This window comes from Anabaena sp. UHCC 0399 (genome assembly GCF_034931465.1).
Classification (GTDB): domain Bacteria; phylum Cyanobacteriota; class Cyanobacteriia; order Cyanobacteriales; family Nostocaceae; genus Trichormus; species Trichormus minutissimus.
In genome coordinates this window covers 1-17021 of the sequence record NZ_JAYGGZ010000017.1, presented here as the reverse complement: position 1 = coordinate 17021, position 17021 = coordinate 1, and the positions used below count along the sequence as shown (strand labels likewise).

Sequence of the window (17021 nt, the reverse complement as noted above, 5' to 3'; positions counted from 1 at the left end):
TTGCCTGTATTAATTACAAGAGTAATACAGTTTGATTTAGTTTGCAGTCGGATTAAGTAAGTTAAGTATTTTCCACTTGGTAGGAAAAAGTAGTTTGTGGTATGTGGATGAGGCAAGAAACAGTGAAAATATGAGTATAATGAACCAACAATGATACAGACGATGATCGATGGGTGCAGAAGAAGCCTTAGAGCTTTTGGACAGGTTGGTATTTGATCACACAGGGAAACATCTAGATATAGTTCAAAGGGTCATCTTGCGTTCTGCGTGGGAGGATAAAAAACAGACATATCAAGATATGGCTGACCTTTGTCGATACACAGAAGCACATTTGAAAGCAGTTGGTGCGGAACTGTGGCATACACTTTCAGATGTACTGGGGGAAAAAGTCTCGAAATCCACTTTTCGCGCAGCTGTGGAGAGATTCGGGAAATCGCAACAATCCTCAAGAACGACACCTATTTTAAACTCAGCCGTCAATAATGGCAAGCCACAAGAACCAGATTATAACTTTGTGGGACGCGATCGCGAAATCGCTGAAATTAATTCCCTAGTTAATTGCGGTGCGAAAATTATTCTGATTCAAGGTAAAGGTGGTGTCGGTAAAACTACCTTAGCGCGTAAGTATCTCAAAGCTCAGGGTTTTTATCTCCTAGAACTGTGGATGGCGAAAGAACCCCAAAACATCGGTTCTGTGGAAAGTGTAGTTGAGGAATGGTTAAGAGGACACTTTAACGAAGAACCCGGTAAGGAATTTGGGACTAATCTCGACCGACTGCGGCGCAAACTCCGGGATGAAACCAGAAAAACAGGCGTATTAATTGACAATCTGGAATCAGCCTTAGATAAAAATGGCTGCATTATACCTGATCGTCGTCTTTATATAGAACTATTAAGAGTCTTAGCAGATCCCACACTCCAATCAGTCACACTTATTACTAGTCGGGAACGCCTCTACGAGTCTGGAGTTGATGTCAATTTCTATGCTCTCAAAGGGTTGGATGAGTCTGCTTGGCAAGAATTTTTTGCAATTCGTCAGATGAAAGGGAGTTTAACAGCACGCAGCCAAATGTGGCAAGCCTTTGGTGGTAATGCGAAGGCGATGCAAATTATCAGTGGCGTGATTATGACGGATTTTGAAGGAGATGCAGATGTTTATTGGCGAGAAAATCGGGATGATTTATTAATTGAAAGGGAGCTAGAACATTTAGTTTCCAGTCAATTTGACCGTTTAAAACAAATGGATAGGGAGGCTTATAAACTTCTTTGTCGATTGGGATGCTATCGTTATCAAGATGTGAATCATGTTGGTATTCAAGGACTCCAGTGTTTACTCTGGGATGTGCCAGAACAACAATCAAAAAGAGTCATTAAATCTTTATTTGACCGTTTATTGATAGAATCTCGTAAAGGGAAATACTGGCTACATCCAGTGATTTGTACGGAAGCGATCGCCAGATTACGGCAAAGCGGAGAATGGGAAATTACTAACCGCAAAGCAGCAGAGTTTTGGAATAATAGTGTGACTAAAGTTGCAGACCATCAAAATGCGCTGATGGCACTAGAAGCTTATCATCACTATATGGAAATTGGTGATTTTGAGCAAGCCGCCAATGTGATTATCCAAGGTAGGCAAAATAGATGGGATAGTGTTCTATCTTTGGGTGTATTGTTTACTAGAGTCGGTTTGTTAGAAACATTGATTGCTGTGATCAATCCTCTAATTCAGAACTTAAATTCTGAGTGTCATTTGAGTATATTACATAATATCTTAGGACGAGCCTATCACCAAATTGGTAACATTTCCGGGGCAATGGATTGTCACCATAAAGCCAGTGAAATAGCTACAAAATGTGATTTTTTTCAAGAGAAAGTATCGAGTATTTTTAATTTAGGCCTTTGTTATATAGATTTATGGGAAGTAGAGCGAGCTAATTATCTTTTGCACTCGGTAAAAAACCTCGTAGCCAATAATAAAACTTATTACCAATATGTTGTATATTCTCTATGTTGTTTAGCTTATTTAGAATCTTCAGTGAGTCAAAATAACCATGTAAATTCTATGCTAGAAGAGATAAATGGGGGATTACGCAATGACCGATTAACCTCTTGGGGTCGAGGAGTCAGCTTATTATTTATTAGCTTAACTTACAAAAACTTAGGACAGATAGAAACTGCCTTAGAAAACTGCAATGAAGCAATTACCCATTGTCGATATAATGAGTTTTCCTTTTTAGAAGCGCGAGCTATATCTTGTCTAGCATCTTTGTATCGAGAGCAAGGAGAGTTTACAATAGCGATAAATAAGCATCAAGAAGCGATTACCAGCATGACCAAGGTTTCTGATAAATGCAATTTAGCTAAAGCCCACTATCAATTAGGTTTAACTTATCAAAGAATTGGTGAAATGAAAGAGAGCCAGGATAATTTTAATCGAGCGATCGCACTTTTTAATGATATGCCAGCACCTAAACAAGTTGAGAAAGTTAGAATAGCAATGTCATATTGATAGAAAATAATTGCAAAAACTTATAAAAAAATTAAATGAGATTAGAATCATCATCTCTATTACGACTTTGTAAACTGCTGAGATTACGGCTAGCCACATCAGCACTAATGCCCCATAAAATTAATCCCAAATAATCAGAAAAAGGCTTAGAACCAAACGTAAGACCATTATCTACATAAAGCGAACCAAGACCTACCAAAGATAAGCCGACTAGTAAAGTCAGCGATAAAAATGGTCGGATAAGCCAAACTGTAGCACCAATGCGAACATCATCAGATACACCAGAGAGTAATACTAAAAAATCCTGCAAGCGGATTTCCCAATTAGACTGATCTGGTAAATCGTGAGGAGAAACTTCATCAGCCCGAATTAATGAATCATTGACAGCGTTAGCTAATTCCAGAGAGAAAAAAGGCTGACTTTGCCTGATGCCATTGTTAACATCCATTTTTTGATTGAGGGTGGCCATACCTCTCATTACTGCTTGCATCGCTTTTTTAGCGGCGGCATCATTTTTTTGTGCCAGAAATATCCGAGTTTTAGCAATATCTCTCTGCAATTCTTGAGCAAATTTAGATAAATTTACTTCTCCATTAATTTCCAGTAATTGCATCTCGATTTTGCGGAGTTTATCTAATGCTTCGAGTCTGGCTTCAATCGCGGCTATTTCTGCAAATGCCTGATCTATTTTTTCCCATCTAATTAATTGCTCTACCCAATCTACCATCCGTTGTAATATTTTCTGGTCTTCTGGGTTTTCCACTTCTTGTTTGATGCGAGATTTGAGACGATAAACTGCTGTAATAGCTCTGGTGAGATGACCGCCAGACTCTTGCATATATTTAAATAATCGTCCTAAAAGGACACCAAAAATTAACACCATCAGAGGTAACATCGGCCCAGACCGCATTTTTAAATCTATGGGGATGACTAATCGTTGAGTTTGTCCAGATAAAGTCAGGTAGATAGCACCTGTATAACGGTCTGGGGGGATAACAGAGCGATTTAAAGTTAAAGGTAAACTCATGATGCGATCGCTCGCTAAAATGATTTGCCCTTGCGGTAAACTCAGACTCTGTTCGGTTAATTGATATCCAGTTTGCTCACCTTTGAGGATGACTTTAGTATCAATGATGCTGACCGGTGCTTGGGTAGGGTTATCAAATTGCAATTGCCATTGGTTTAAAAATGCACTGGCTGGGAGTAACCCTTTAGCAATGAGACAATCAAAAAATCCCAGAAAACCGTCACAGTTAACTAGACGCAGTTGAATTTGTTCCGTACCCCCCACAGGAATCAGATTTGGTCTAACTTTAGCAATCACCTGGAGAGGAATAGTTTGGACTAGCTGTTGGGATTGATTGGGTAGAAATACTTGTACTGTCCCTTCATACGTGCCAGGGAGACGAATATTAGTTACCCGCAATTGGAAATCTTGCGGAATCCCGACGGAAAGTTGTGATTCACCAGCGATCGCTATTTGCTGACGGTTGATCATTTCACCGCCTTCTTTGCGCCGTAAGTCTGAAGCTAAGAATACAACTTTCTCAATATTTTCACCTTGAGCAGTCAAGCGCAAATTGCCAACCAAAGCACTTTCTTCACCCAACCAACCAGTGATATGGAGAGATTTATCACCAGCATCAACAATTATACTAGCCGCCGCCTGTACAGCAATAGGATGAGAAATCACCATTACAGGCAATAATATGGACAATATCCAATATTTCATTAGCAATTCTCAGGATGTAGAAGCGGATATGTATGGAATGGCATCCCGAAATTGTATAAGACACGCAAATTCTTCAGAAATACAGGTGACAGGTGACAGGTGACAGCAAAGAGGGAAGTAGAGTTAGAGTGAAACTTTAATTTTTCACTAGTCCGCGCACCATCCGGACTTAGTTTTTATTGCCGTAACTTCCAGTTTTTCAGACTTGGTATCAAGATATAAATAAACTCACATCTTCTAGCACTCAAATTAGATCAGCCTGATTAAATTCTAGTCCAGAGGACTGGGAATTGGGTATTGAGCATTGGGAATTGGGCATTAGAGTAGAATTTCCCCTGCTCCCTGCTCCCTGCTTCTTTCCTGTCCCCTGTCCCCTATCCCCTGTCCCCTGTCACCTATCCTTTAGTCATACAACCAAGTATTAGCAGAAAAATCTTCCTGGGCATCTGTTTGCTGTACTGGCATATGTTCAGGTGAGCGGTGAGATTTTTTGTAGTTAACAATAGGCTTAAAACTTTTTTGTTCTTGTTGTTTTTGAATTTGTATTGCGTGTTCCTGTTTTAAAGATTTACTAGCTTCGATGAGTGTGTCCTGTTCCTTTTGTAAGGATTTACTTTCTTCTATGAGTTGGGAATTAGCTTCAGCTAGTTGCAGCGCGGTTTTTTTCGTCTCAAAAAGTTCTTTTGTCACCTTTTCTACTGAAGCTTGTTGTTCAGCTAAAGCTGATTGTAAGTCAACTATTTGCGCCTGGAGAGCCTTTTCGTTTTTTTGAGACGCAGCTAAACTTTTTTGAGATGCAGCTAAACTAGTTTGTAACTCTTTAATGGTTACTTCTAAATCAGCTTTGGTGGGATTAGTACGCTTAGTAGCCGATGCTTCCGGTGTTTGTTCAGTGATTTCTTCTGGGGTTGCGGCATCTTCTACAACTGCTTCCGCAGCCACTTCGATCGCAGATTCACCTGCTGAGGGTGTAAATTTTTGTGCTTCTTCTTGGATTAAGTCCGAAAGACTTTGTTTTCTAGCCATTATTTTCTCCAATCACGCTGTAATTCTTCAGCTACGCGGCGGTAGTCTGACTCCGCCTCTCTAGCATTATTTCCTCGCCATTGATTAATTGCCACACCTTCCAATGCTGCCCGTTCGTGGGCTTTATAGATCCGAATAAAAGACTTACAAGCCGGAATCCCTAGCCTCTGGAGAGTGTGTTGGGCTTCTATTGCTTCATTTATACTCCGTGTATCAACCTTTGTGAGTAACACTCGATGGGGAACGCCAGCAGGAATTACAGCAGCCTTGACTGTTTCAATCAGGGCGGCTAAATCCATTGCGGCTGGAGGTGTAGGTAACACTAGATAATCTGCGATCGCTACTACGGCCGCCAAGGCTTCCGAGTACAGCGCGGGCGGCGTATCCACTACTACTAAATCGTAACCTTTGATTGCTTGCAACTGACTTAACAGTTGGGGATTTGTTTCTTGGGATAGGTCAAATCCCATACCATTCTCATTCCGCCCAAACCACCAGCTAGCAGAACCTTGAATATCTGTGTCTACAAGAATAACTTTTTTCTTTTTCCCAAACTGGGCAGCCAAATTAACTGCGGTAGTCGTTTTACCGACTCCTCCCTTACCGTTAAGAATAGCGATGATTTTTGGCACTTCTGACTCCCGACCCTGCCTTACATGAATATACCGCTTTCTTCAATTCAAAAATCAAAATTCAAAAATCAAAAAAAATAATTTTTTTTTGCTTCTGCTTTAAGAGTGAAGGAGTTGGAGGTTAGGCGGCTGAGAAAGTTGCACACGGCTTGATTTCTCTAATTTGATTTTGAGTCGTGGCTAGAAGAGCCAGAAAAATCCCCACTATAAAAAAAACTCGTAACAATAGAATGCAATAGATATGAACTTCTACTCAGATGACAGCAACTCAAAACTTACCCGACGGGCCAAGAGTCCATTATTTACGCCGGCTGTTCAAGTTCATTACTCAGCCAGTGGAGTATGTGGAAGATTTTGCCAAGGTTTATGGTGATAACTTCACAGTCTGGAGACGCAATAAGGATAACCAAATTGTCTATTTCAGCCATCCCCAAGCATTAGAGCAGATTTTTACGGCTGATGCTAAATGTTTCGAGACTGGAGGGGGGAACGGCATTTTAAGGTTTTTATTGGGGGATAATTCTGTCATTTTACTGGAAGGCGATCGCCACCAGCGTCAACGGCAATTATTAACACCGCCTTTTCATGGTGAGAGGATGCGGGCTTACGGGCAAGCGATTCAGGAGATAACTCAACAAGTAACCAACGATTGGGAGATTGGCAAACCCTTTAATATCCGCGCCTCCATGCAAGAAATCACCATGCGCGTCATCTTGCGGGTGGTGTTTGGCGTAGATGAAGGGGCAATGTTCCAACAATTGCGGGAATCCCTGACTACCGTATTAGACTTGATTGGTTCTCCTTTAATGTCTACCGCTTTCTTTTTTGATTTCATGCGAAAAGATTTAGGTGCATGGAGTCCTTGGGGGCGAGTGGTGCGCCTGATTCAAAAAATCGACCAATTAATTTATGCTTTGATTGCGGAACGTCGGGCTGAGTCTGGGGCAAATCGCCAAGATATTCTCAGTTTATTAATCTCGGCTCGTTATGACGACGGACAGCCGATGTCAGATGTGGAATTACGTGATGAATTAATGACAATGTTGGTTGCAGGACATGAAACTACTGCTTCGGCATTGACTTGGGCTTTTTACTGGCTTGACCAATTGCCAGAAGTCCGGGAGAAGTTATTAGAGGAAATAAATACCCTCGGTTTTAACCCAGAACCGAGTAATATTGCTAGATTGCCGTATTTGACAGCCGTTTGTCAAGAAACCCTGCGGATATATCCCATTGTCCTGGCTGGATTTTTGCGGATTGTCAAATCACCAATTGAAGTTATGGGTTATCAACTACCCAAAGGAACATTAGTCGTTCCCAGTATTTATTTAGCACACCACCGCGAAACAGTTTACCCACAGCCTAAACAATTTCAACCGGAACGCTTTTTAGAAAAGCAATTTTCCCCTTATGAATATTTGCCCTTTGGTGGTGGGAATCGTCGCTGTATAGGTTTAGCATTTGCCCAGTATGAAATGAAAATTGCCTTGGCGACGATTTTATCGCAGTATCAAGTTTCTCTAGTGAATAAACGTCCCGTGCGTCCTATACGTCGTGGTTTAACTTTAGCAGCACCAGCCGGAATGCGAATGATAGCAACACCACAGGTTAGGCAAGCAAATACACCTGTAGGAGTTTAAATCAGTTATCACTTATCAACGCATATGGTGGGTTTAAATCCCCACCATCAACACCGATATCTCTGTTGGGTTTCACTGCGCTTAACCCAACTTGCATCTGCGAAATTGTTTTATTTGTTAACCTGTTCTGGTTTTATTGTAAAATTACTTAATTAAGATTTGTAAAGTAACCCAAAACGATCAATGTCTTCAACCCTGCCTGTAAATTTCATCGCAATTCTGAAGGACAGATCCATGAAAAGAATCATTTTGTATCCTATCGTGACTGTTTTATTAGTAGGCGTGGGACATATGGCAATGGCTCAAATCGCCAGACGTAGGTTAAATCAAGAGCTAGCTACGCCTCAAATATTAGCGGCATTAGAGAAAAATAATGTTGTCCAGGTTGCTCAGACTACCAGAGAAATTGATGAAAAAACAGCCCTTAGCTTAGTCTGGAAACTCCCCCTAGTACAACGTAAAGCCAAAGAAATAGAACAGCTTTCTAGAAGAACAATTAAAGTAGCTGCGATCGTAGACAGTGTTCCTAGTCCTACCCAGCCTTACTACACAATCCGCGTTTTTGAAGATGATCCAAACAACCACAATTACACAGTTTATTGGTTTCGTGTATTTAGTTCCAGTGGTGTAATTGAGGCTTTGGATATCATAGAAAATAAATACGTTTCTTTGGATGAGTGGAGAGGGCAAATTAGGAGTAGACGCTAACAAGTACAAGTATGACAAAGATTAATTACAGAAAAACAAAATCTCATGTCTGAGCAACAGCCTCTAAGTCCCTGGAAATATAAGCCTTGGTGGTGTCAACCTTGGTCAATCTTACTCACTGGCATCACTATTATTAGTGGTAGCTGGTTACTTTTTAAAATTATTTGGCTGACAGTTATTATTTCCATACCTGTGTTGATATGGATGGGCTTTTTTCTGTTGATATGGCCACCATTAATCATGCGTAGTGGTGTTTTAGAAACTTATCAGCAAGATAAGGTATAGCACTCATGCCTGGTTTGATTTTTCCTTGCGCGTAGAATTATTAGCGAAGTGAATAATCTTTATTTGCTAAAAATTACTTGCAGAACACAGAGGAATATTCAGAGTCAGAAGGGAACAATTGAAAATGCTATTAACGTCACAATTGTGGCACTATTTTTTAACACATTGATTCATAGATGACTGCTAACGCTCAATAAAATTTCAAAATGAACCCATGCCAAAATCAGGTGTGTTTGTATGGATTTAACGCCAGTATTTAGGAAAGCTAGAGTTAACTCTGCGTTCAAGCAACTCATGTCTGTACATTGGATAATGGCCGCCTGTTATCTAGTTTTATTTACCACTGGTTCAGCTATGGCGCGTCTATCCCGTGAAACTCCCCTAAGATCAGAATTATATGATTTTCACAAATCAATGGGAGCATTGGTAGTCGCTTTGTTGACTTGGCGGATTTTAGTTTTGCTGCGGGTATGGTGGCGAAAATATACTAAGAATTTGCCAAAGTTTACGCCTGAATGGACACGGAAATTTGCACTGCACACTTTGCTTTATCTATTGATGTTTGCAGTTCCAGTCAGTGGGTTCTTCTTTTCTAATTCTTATCGAAGTAATAACGTCCCCTTTTTTGGGTTGACGTTACCCGATATTTTTCCACAAAACTCTAGTTTAGTAGACTTAGGTAGGAACATTCATTTTTGGATAGCCTATACATTTTTGGCTTTGGTTATTCTACATACCCTACAACAATGGAAAGTTGTAAAAGCAAACTGGCGCAGATTTCAAGGCTTTTTTATGAAGAAAAAGTTAAAGACAATTGGTGAATAGGGACTGGGGACTAGGAATTTTAGATTTTGCGGAAAGTTCTGTAGGCGGGTTTCCCGCCGTAGGAAACTTTTCAAGACGGATTTTAGATTTTGGATTGAATAATCTAAAATCCACTCATTGCAAATCCAAAATTGAAAGACTGGGGACTGGGGAAACTCTCTACCTTGTCCCCTTTGTCTCCTACACTCCTAATTAACTACCTGAATCCCATGACTGCGCGGATCATCTTGGCTAGTGGTTGTAACTGGTGCTGAGAATTGGGATACTTTACCGCTAGCTTGAGCATAAGGTAAGGAAGAACCTGTCACCAAAGCCTCTAGGTTGCTGGCCATGACTGTTTGTGGTTGATCACCGATCGCCTGAGCTACACTTTCCCCAGTATTATTTAGAAATACAAAGTGGGGAATACCATCTACTCGATATTTCAGCATCTCTGGCAACCACTTAGTATTATCTACGTTCAGCATGACAAAATTCACCTTGTCAGTATACTGCTGTTCTAGTTCAGCGATCGCAGGGGCCATTTTTTGACAGACAGTACACCAATTAGCGTAAAACTCTATAATAGAAGGCTTACCGTTAGTGGTAGCAACTTCTAAGGGTATAGATGCTGACTCTAAGTTGGCTAAAGAAGCAGAATTTGTCTCAGTTCGTAATCCCAAGAATAAAGCAACGCTGAGAGCGATCGCTACTATAGCGATCAAAAAGTTTCTCAATCTTGTCCCAGCAGTAGTTTCCGGCTTTGCAGGTGAATTACTTGTCATAAAAATTTATTAAAACTTATTAACTAATTTCTCTTTTAGTTTAACCGAGTAAAACAGGCCGGGTGTAGGGGAGCAAAGATGAGGAAACGCCAACTCAACACCGGCTAAACGCCGCGCTACCGCTAACATCACTCATTACTCATTACTCAGCACTCAGCACTCATTACTCATTACTCACCACTATCATTAATAAAAAGCCTCTGCTAAATCTGTGAAAAAACGAGTTACCCTCACCTTCCCTAAACGTGCAATACAAATGCCGGTGACTTATGTACTGGCGAAAGAGTTTAATGTTGCTGCCAATATTATCCGCGCCCAAGTTGCGCCCAATCAAATTGGTAAACTAGTTGTAGAACTATCGGGAGATATTGATCAATTAGATGCAGCTATAGAGTGGATGCGATCGCGACATATCAGTGTTTCTTCTACCTTGGGGGAAATAGCTGTTGATGAGGATGCGTGTGTTCACTGTGGCTTGTGTACTGGGGTTTGTCCCACAGAAGCCTTGAGTCTGCATCCAGAAACCTATAAACTAACGTTTACGCGATCGCGTTGTATTGTCTGTGAGCAGTGTATTCCCACGTGTCCAGTCCAGGCTATCTCAACCAATCTCTAACCAAGTCTGAATACGTCTGCTAGGACACTACTCTCATCTACTAGTCTATCTGGGGCTGGAGAATCATAAACTACTAGCAGGGAAGACACACCAGCGATATCTGAAAATATGGTAATACCTTCCGCACGATTATTGCGATCGCCATGCGGAATTTCTTGGACAAAATCGGGATTATGCAGAGTATTTTCTGGTAAATTCACACCATTTTTCAACCGATAAACTTGTACAACTCCATCTAAATCCATAGTCGGCCCGGCTAAAATTAACAAGTCTTCGCCATCCCAACATAAATCTCTAATTCCTAAACCATTCAACCAGATAAAATGCTTTTTGTATTCTTTTTTATCTGCACCAATTTTGCGTAATTTTAATAAGCCAGATTGAGAACTTTCTAACTCAATTTCCAAAATTATCGCCCAACCCCTCAATACAGGGCCACGCAATCCTAAAAAAATCCTGTTTTTATTGACAGCTAAACCTTCGATATCAAAACCATTATCTTTTCCCGGAATAGCCGCTTTCACAAAAAAACCTAAATGCGGATCATCAGCTAAAGCCACCATCAATACATTACTGTATTTAGTTAACTCTAATTTAGCCGCCTTTAACTGCACATTAGGATTTTCTGGATGTTGACAAGACTTGAGTAATTGTCCATCTACTAAAGGGATTCTTCCTAACATATAGCGGTTGAGTTCAGATTCGATCTTCGCTAACCTAGAAATATTTTTCTTATCAGTATTATCGGGTTTAGTATTTTTACGTTTATAGCTGTGTGAACCTACAAACCATAAATAATAATCATCACAGGCTAAACCTTCAATATCAATTTCTTCATCTTCCGGTGCAGGTAAAGACATAAACTCTGTCACGCGAAATTGTTGATGTTCGGCAAATTTATCCTGATCAACTAAAGATAATCGCTCAATTGTTGATGTTTCATCTGAACCGAACCATAAATACTTGTCTTGAGTTAATCTGACTGCGGACAAATCTTTTCTATGTTCTCCAAAATTTTCTCTAAATGTTAATAAAACTTGATTAAGGAAATGTGAATTAGTCATTTTATCGAATCCCTTAAATCACAAATATCATTATTAAGTAAAACGGCGTAAATAATTAAAGGTTTGTAGTAAGGACTTTAGTCCTTATTGTAGGACTAAAGTTCTTACTACGAACTCGATCACAATAACTTTATATTACTTAACATAGTTAGGTTTATTCACACCGACTTACTTACTATTCTCAGATTCCCCGTAGTGGACTGACAAGCTAAAGTAGTGCATTAGTAAAATTTCATCAGAATTTAATAACACTGGTGTAGTCATACTTGCAGTTAATACTACCAACGCTACACCTAAACTTGCACCAGAACTAATTCATAACACAAAAGGCATCGCCAAGGGATTTTTAAAGAGAGTTTGCATTTGCAAACTATTTATACCCAAAGCAGCACCTGGTATGACAAGCTCAAGGATTAATGCTATAAATTCCTTATTGCAAATATACTCATGATTGTTGTAAATTAAGCATTAATACTTTTTCTAGTTAAGAATACTTCGCAATTTGTTCACAAAATTGCCGTTAAAGCATGACAAATATCCTGACGGAAGAGCAAATCAATCAAATTGAACAGGAAACTTTAGAAAATCTAGAGGTATCCTATAATACTAAAGGATTTGACCAAATTCAGAGATTCCGCCACAGCTTATGTGATACTTATTCCCAAGTAGTTGAATTTCGCCCAGGATTAGTTCTAGAAATTTTTGATGATTATTACTACCAGCAAGTTAATAGTATAGTTAATCACTCTGGTGCTTACATACTAACAGCTAAATTTTATTTATCAGGTAATCATAATGTAATTTGTCCAGGGATTCCAGGAGTTAGAGAAAATTATCAAGAAACAGTAGGAAATAATTACCTATTCTACTTACCAGATATTGAAGAAGTAGAACAATATTTTGCAGGCGATCGCATCTATTTAATTAAAATTTGTATAGACCTAGACTTCTTTAAATCCTTCATCGATGGACTAGAGCATCTACCAAAACAGTTACAGCCTTTTTTAGAAAGTGACTTTCCATCGCTATTTCACCGCCAAGTCGGTAAGATTAGCCTACCCATGCAGACAGCATTACAGCAAATGCTCAATGTACCCTATCAAGGGATAATACAAAAAATGTATCTGGAAGGCAAGGTATTAGAATTGCTAGCTTTGCAGTTTGCTCAACTGATAGAGAGTGAGGGAGATAAACAACCTCTCATTAATCTCAAAGCTAGTGATGTTGAGAAAATTTATCATGCCAAGCATATTATAACCAAAAACTATGATCATCCACCGTCATTAATCGACTTAGCGAAAAAAGTCGGCATTAATGACAACAAACTCAAGTACGGTTTTCGTGAAATATTCGGTACTACAGTATTTGGATATTTGCGCGACTATCGCCTAGAAATAGCGCGAAAGTTGCTACAGGAACAAAAGCAGAACGTGAGAACTGTAGTCAACACAGTTGGTTATGCTAATCAAAGCCACTTCGCCGCCGCCTTTAAACGCAAGTTTGGTATCACTCCCCAAGATTGTCGGTTAGGTCGATCTTTAGAAAAGTGTTAAATGAGACAAAAATTAATAATATCATTTAAATTACTGTATAAAGTTCAGCAAAATGATCAAGTCTACCTATTACGACAACATTGCTCACCTTTACGACCAAACCCGTTGGTTAACAGAATCCGTCGCTGAGGAAGTTGCAGATTTTATTCTTGAATTAGTAGATGCAACAGATGAGACATCTTTTTTAGAACCTGGTATTGGTACGGGCTTAAATGTTCTTCCTTTCGTCAGACGCGGTTATTCTGTAACTGGAATTGATGTTTCTCAAGCAATGCTTGACCAATTAAGACAAAAACTGCACAAAATTCCTCAAAATCTGAACTTGATTCATGCAGATGCTTCACAACTACCTTTTACAGATAAGAGTTTTGATGTTGTGTTAACCGTTCACATGGTTCACGGCATTTCCAATAAAAAAATGTTTTTAGATGAGATTCATCGCGTCTTGAAACCACAAGGTTTCTATCTCAATGCTCAATGGATTACCCCACCTGCCCGCATGAAATTTGAGCGTTATTTAAGAGCTATTTTAGCTAAATACGAAGTGAAAGAAGTACCGAAGCGTGTCAATAAAGTAATTGAAGAAATCAACCTAGAAGACTATTTTCACAGCAAAGGTTATCAGTCAAAGTATGTGATTGCCAAAGAGTGGACGGTAAGCAACACTGTTGAAGAACTCCTCAGTTTTTTCAAATCACGGGCATACGGTTTATGTTGGCTGGTGTCGGATGAAATATTTCATCATGTAATGAGCGAGTTTGAAGAGTTTTGTGTTGAACATTACGGTTCGTTGACAACAGAGTTATCATCTGAAGCTAAGTTTGAGATATGGGCGTATACGGGTGCAGAATGAGTAAAGTTTTACATTTGGGTTCAAAGGCTATTCATGCAATCATTGATGATTTAGTCAATTTTTTAATTAAAGAGAAAAATGAAAATTCCCTAAGACCAAGGGGATAAGTTATGGTTGTAGACGTTGGTTTCACTTGCGTCCCGGAATTTCTCTTTTAATAGATGATTATAAGTTGCAAGAAAACTTAGTTGTCGAAATTTGCCCAACTCAACCTTCTACTTATTTAGAATTAGGTTTTAATCTTTTGGGTCATTATCCTAGTATGGATTTAAAAAGAGGACAAAATTTTATCACATTAGAACTAGATACTGGCGAAGCTTGTTGGAAGGAATGGAAAGCACAAGAAAGGGTTTTAAAATTAGATATTCATATTGAATATACTTTATTTAAAAGTTTGATATTTGCTCATTTAGATAAATTGCCTACTAAGTTTCGAGACATCATCGCTTTGTTATATAAATATCTTGGCTGGGTTTTGCTGACAGCCATATTGCACAATTCCAGAGCATGGAAAGAAGAACGAGTTTACTTTGTAGACTACACCCTCTGGGGTGACGTAATTGGCGCACCTATTGCTAATTCTCTGGTATTAGAACAACTGCCCTCACTTTTACTTTCAAAAAGCCTAACCTAGTGGTAAAGACGACACAGGCGAAGTTAAATGTATAAAATGTATTGCGATCGCCTCGCCGTACCCATAGAGAACCGCAGAAAAGCTGGGGCGTAGCCCATCGCCGTTTAACCCGCACTATCTTTGACTTACAACTTGTTGCAATATATTTGCTGCTTACTTGCGGGTCAATGTCAAAAATTAATCACACTCTCCCGCTATGGTCTAAAACTCTCCGTCTACTATATAGACTTACACCTCATAAATTACATAAACTCTTTCCACAGACAGTTGCAAATTACTTGCAATATTGAGTTTGACTTTGTGGAGTGAGGGGTATGGAGTCTCGACCATCTAAAGAAATTATCTCAGCCGGGATTGTGTTGGCATTTGTCTCATTGCTTGTACAACCAGCTGTTGCGGAAACTAAACCACACTATTCTAGCAGTACAGCAAAGTTACTACTGGCACAACAAAATGATGTTGCACCTGTGCAAGTGACAGGCGTAAAAGTCAATAATACAGAAAAGGGTATTGAAGTCATTTTAGAAAGTGCTACACCAGAAGCACTTCGTCCTGTCATTAAAAGTGCAGAGAATAATTATATTGCAGATGTTCCTAATGCAGTCTTAGCATTGTCTGAAGGTAAAGAATTTAGCATTGCTAATCCAGTAAGCGGGATTGTATCTGTAAGTGTCACTCAAGCTGATGCTAATACTGTGCGGGTAACGGTAACAGGTGAGGCGGGTTTACCCACAGCAGAGTTATTTGATAGTGATGAAGGTTTAATTTTTACACTTGCACCTGTGGCTTCAGAAACACAGCCACCAGAACAGCCGACGAGTGAAACACCACCAGAACAACCAACAGCCGAAAGTAATGAACCAATTGAGTTGACTGTCACAGGTGAACGGGATAGTTATCGCATACCTACAGCCAGCACCGCCACAAAAACAGATGCGCCTCTGCGTGATGTACCCCAAGCAATTCAGGTAATACCTCAACAAGTCCTGCAAGACCAGCAAGTGAGGCGTTTGAACGAAGCTTTGAAAAATGCACCAGGTGTTATAGCCGATAACTCAGAACGTTCAGTTTTTGAAGGATTTACCATTCGTGGTTTTAGTAACCGTAATATCATCCGTAACGGACTAAGGGACGATACTAATATCACAAGTAATGTGAATACTGAAAATATAGAACAGATAGAAGTTTTGCGGGGGCCAGCATCAGTTCTATTTGGACAAGGGGGTGCTGGAGGTACGATTAATATCGTCACGAAAAAACCCCAAAGCACTCCTTCTTATTCCTTTGAGGGAACTATTGGTAGTTTTGACACCTATGGCGGTTCTATAGATTTTACCGGGCCATTAAATAATGACAAAACTTTACTATATCGGTTAAACGCATCTGTATCGACAACAGACACATTTGTTGATTTTTTTGAAAGAGAGCGTTTCCTTATTGCTCCTAGCTTAACTTGGCTAATGGGTAAGAACACTCAATTAACTTTAGAGGCTGAGTATTCAGACCAAAAACAACCTAATGACCGGGGTTTACCTGCTGTGGGTACAGTCTTACCTAACCCCAACGGTAAAATCCCCCGTAATCGTTTTATTGGCGAGCCTTTTGATGAAATTGATAAAAACAACCGTCAATCTCTACGCATTGGCTACAATTTTGAGCATCGGTTTAACGAAGATTGGCAGTTACGTAATAACTTTATCTTTTCCTATTTAAGTGTCGCACAAAATTCTTTGTTTCCCTCTGCACTATTAGATGATAACCGCACACTAGAAAGAGGTTTAGTTGTTGCTAAATTCGCCCAACAAGCCTACAACTTAGATACGAATATTGTCGGCAATTTCAAAACAGGTAGTATTGAACACAAAATTTTATTTGGGATTGACCTTTCAAGAGATATTTCTTATAACGAAGGCAGGGTCTTTGAAAGAGAACTTGCTCCCCTAGACATTTTTAATCCCATTTATCGCCGCGATAGTCTTGGCGCAGAACTTGACGAATTTCCTAATGAACCTTTTATTTCCGAGGGTTTAGGTATCTATTTGCAAGACCAAATTTCCCTCTCAGAAAACTTTAAATTGGTTCTAGGTGGTAGATTTGATATTGTCAACCAAAAATCCGAAAATGCTCAAGGTGAAACAACTTCTTCTCAACAAGATGAAGCCTTTAGTCCCCGTATTGGT

Annotated in this window: 15 protein-coding genes and 1 pseudogene; 10 read left to right on the top strand and 6 right to left on the bottom strand. The window is 39.6% G+C overall.

The window, feature by feature from the left end:
- Nucleotides 1–169: 169 nt before the first annotated feature.
- Nucleotides 170–2509 (top strand): tetratricopeptide repeat protein, encoded by a 2340-nt coding sequence (locus VB693_RS11495; RefSeq protein WP_323266383.1) that lies wholly within the window; start codon nt 170–172, stop codon nt 2507–2509.
- Between the two features lie 31 nt (nt 2510–2540).
- On the opposite strand, the gene VB693_RS11490 is transcribed toward VB693_RS11495, so the two are convergent.
- The 3 genes from VB693_RS11490 to VB693_RS11480 form a co-directional block, all read right to left on the bottom strand.
- Nucleotides 2541–4241 carry a hypothetical protein gene (locus tag VB693_RS11490; RefSeq protein ID WP_323266382.1) on the bottom strand — a complete coding sequence of 567 codons (1701 nt, stop codon included), beginning with the start codon at nt 4239–4241 and terminating at the stop codon, nt 2541–2543.
- 402 nt (nt 4242–4643) lie between these two features.
- A complete protein-coding gene (locus tag VB693_RS11485) occupies nt 4644–5267 on the bottom strand; it encodes a hypothetical protein (RefSeq protein WP_190708246.1) in 624 nt (207 codons plus the stop codon).
- Nucleotides 5267–5899, bottom strand: coding sequence for a ParA family protein (locus VB693_RS11480; RefSeq protein WP_323266381.1), 633 nt, complete (start codon nt 5897–5899; stop codon nt 5267–5269). Before VB693_RS11480 ends, VB693_RS11485 begins: the two co-directional genes overlap by 1 nt.
- A gap of 257 nt (nt 5900–6156) precedes the next feature.
- Between VB693_RS11480 and VB693_RS11475 the strand changes: the two genes are divergently transcribed.
- From VB693_RS11475 to VB693_RS11460, 4 genes are all read left to right on the top strand, one after another.
- On the top strand, nt 6157–7539 hold the full coding sequence (locus VB693_RS11475; protein ID WP_323266380.1) for a cytochrome P450: 1383 nt from the start codon (nt 6157–6159) through the stop codon (nt 7537–7539).
- Between the two features lie 234 nt (nt 7540–7773).
- On the top strand, nt 7774–8247 hold the full coding sequence (locus tag VB693_RS11470; RefSeq protein ID WP_323266379.1) for a hypothetical protein: 474 nt from the start codon (nt 7774–7776) through the stop codon (nt 8245–8247).
- A gap of 45 nt (nt 8248–8292) precedes the next feature.
- On the top strand, nt 8293–8532 hold the full coding sequence (locus tag VB693_RS11465; RefSeq protein ID WP_323266378.1) for a DUF6737 family protein: 240 nt from the start codon (nt 8293–8295) through the stop codon (nt 8530–8532).
- Nucleotides 8533–8769: 237 nt separating this feature from the next.
- Complete coding sequence (locus VB693_RS11460) at nt 8770–9357, top strand: cytochrome b (RefSeq protein ID WP_323266377.1); 588 nt, start codon at nt 8770–8772, stop codon at nt 9355–9357.
- 188 nt (nt 9358–9545) lie between these two features.
- Here the strand turns inward: VB693_RS11460 and VB693_RS11455 are convergent, their stop codons facing one another.
- Entirely contained in the window at nt 9546–10121 is a 576-nt protein-coding gene (locus tag VB693_RS11455; protein WP_323266376.1) for a thioredoxin family protein, read from the bottom strand.
- A 211-nt stretch (nt 10122–10332) separates the two neighbouring features.
- Here VB693_RS11455 and VB693_RS11450 point away from each other — a divergent pair, with 211 nt between their 5' ends.
- The gene (locus tag VB693_RS11450; RefSeq protein WP_323266375.1) at nt 10333–10737 is read left to right on the top strand and encodes an NIL domain-containing protein; all 405 of its coding nucleotides are present in this window, start codon (nt 10333–10335) and stop codon (nt 10735–10737) included.
- Here the strand turns inward: VB693_RS11450 and VB693_RS11445 are convergent.
- Nucleotides 10734–11801 (bottom strand): DUF3616 domain-containing protein, encoded by a 1068-nt coding sequence (locus VB693_RS11445; RefSeq protein ID WP_323266374.1) that lies wholly within the window; start codon nt 11799–11801, stop codon nt 10734–10736. The two genes, VB693_RS11450 and VB693_RS11445, sit on opposite strands and share 4 nt — an antisense overlap.
- A 240-nt stretch (nt 11802–12041) precedes the next feature.
- Nucleotides 12042–12197 (bottom strand): annotated as a pseudogene (locus VB693_RS29020) (iron chelate uptake ABC transporter family permease subunit); the annotation flags it as partial.
- Between the two features lie 131 nt (nt 12198–12328).
- Between VB693_RS29020 and VB693_RS11440 the strand changes: the two are divergent.
- The 4 genes from VB693_RS11440 to VB693_RS11425 all read left to right on the top strand — a co-directional run.
- Entirely contained in the window at nt 12329–13354 is a 1026-nt protein-coding gene (locus VB693_RS11440; RefSeq protein WP_323266373.1) for an AraC family transcriptional regulator, read from the top strand.
- Nucleotides 13355–13406: 52 nt separating this feature from the next.
- Complete coding sequence (locus tag VB693_RS11435; protein WP_323266372.1) at nt 13407–14207, top strand: class I SAM-dependent methyltransferase; 801 nt, start codon at nt 13407–13409, stop codon at nt 14205–14207.
- A 172-nt stretch (nt 14208–14379) separates the two neighbouring features.
- The gene (locus VB693_RS11430) at nt 14380–14841 is read left to right on the top strand and encodes a hypothetical protein (RefSeq protein ID WP_323266371.1); all 462 of its coding nucleotides are present in this window, start codon (nt 14380–14382) and stop codon (nt 14839–14841) included.
- A gap of 314 nt (nt 14842–15155) precedes the next feature.
- A partial coding sequence (locus VB693_RS11425) for a TonB-dependent siderophore receptor (RefSeq protein WP_323266370.1) occupies nt 15156–17021 on the top strand: 1866 nt, incomplete at its 3' end.

What these genes read in the sequence shown, in the direction of transcription:
- VB693_RS11490 (WP_323266382.1), bottom strand. Translation starts at nt 4,241, where the DNA reads ATGAAATATTGGATATTGTCCATATTATTGCCTGTAATGGTGATTTCT.
- VB693_RS11495 (WP_323266383.1), top strand. Translation starts at nt 170, where the DNA reads ATGGGTGCAGAAGAAGCCTTAGAGCTTTTGGACAGGTTGGTATTTGAT.
- VB693_RS11475 (WP_323266380.1), top strand. Translation starts at nt 6,157, where the DNA reads ATGACAGCAACTCAAAACTTACCCGACGGGCCAAGAGTCCATTATTTA.
- VB693_RS11455 (WP_323266376.1), bottom strand. Translation starts at nt 10,121, where the DNA reads ATGACAAGTAATTCACCTGCAAAGCCGGAAACTACTGCTGGGACAAGA.
- VB693_RS11460 (WP_323266377.1), top strand. Translation starts at nt 8,770, where the DNA reads ATGGATTTAACGCCAGTATTTAGGAAAGCTAGAGTTAACTCTGCGTTC.
- VB693_RS11485 (WP_190708246.1), bottom strand. Translation starts at nt 5,267, where the DNA reads ATGGCTAGAAAACAAAGTCTTTCGGACTTAATCCAAGAAGAAGCACAA.
- VB693_RS11440 (WP_323266373.1), top strand. Translation starts at nt 12,329, where the DNA reads ATGACAAATATCCTGACGGAAGAGCAAATCAATCAAATTGAACAGGAA.
- VB693_RS11470 (WP_323266379.1), top strand. Translation starts at nt 7,774, where the DNA reads ATGAAAAGAATCATTTTGTATCCTATCGTGACTGTTTTATTAGTAGGC.
- VB693_RS11435 (WP_323266372.1), top strand. Translation starts at nt 13,407, where the DNA reads ATGATCAAGTCTACCTATTACGACAACATTGCTCACCTTTACGACCAA.
- VB693_RS11445 (WP_323266374.1), bottom strand. Translation starts at nt 11,801, where the DNA reads ATGACTAATTCACATTTCCTTAATCAAGTTTTATTAACATTTAGAGAA.
- VB693_RS11465 (WP_323266378.1), top strand. Translation starts at nt 8,293, where the DNA reads ATGTCTGAGCAACAGCCTCTAAGTCCCTGGAAATATAAGCCTTGGTGG.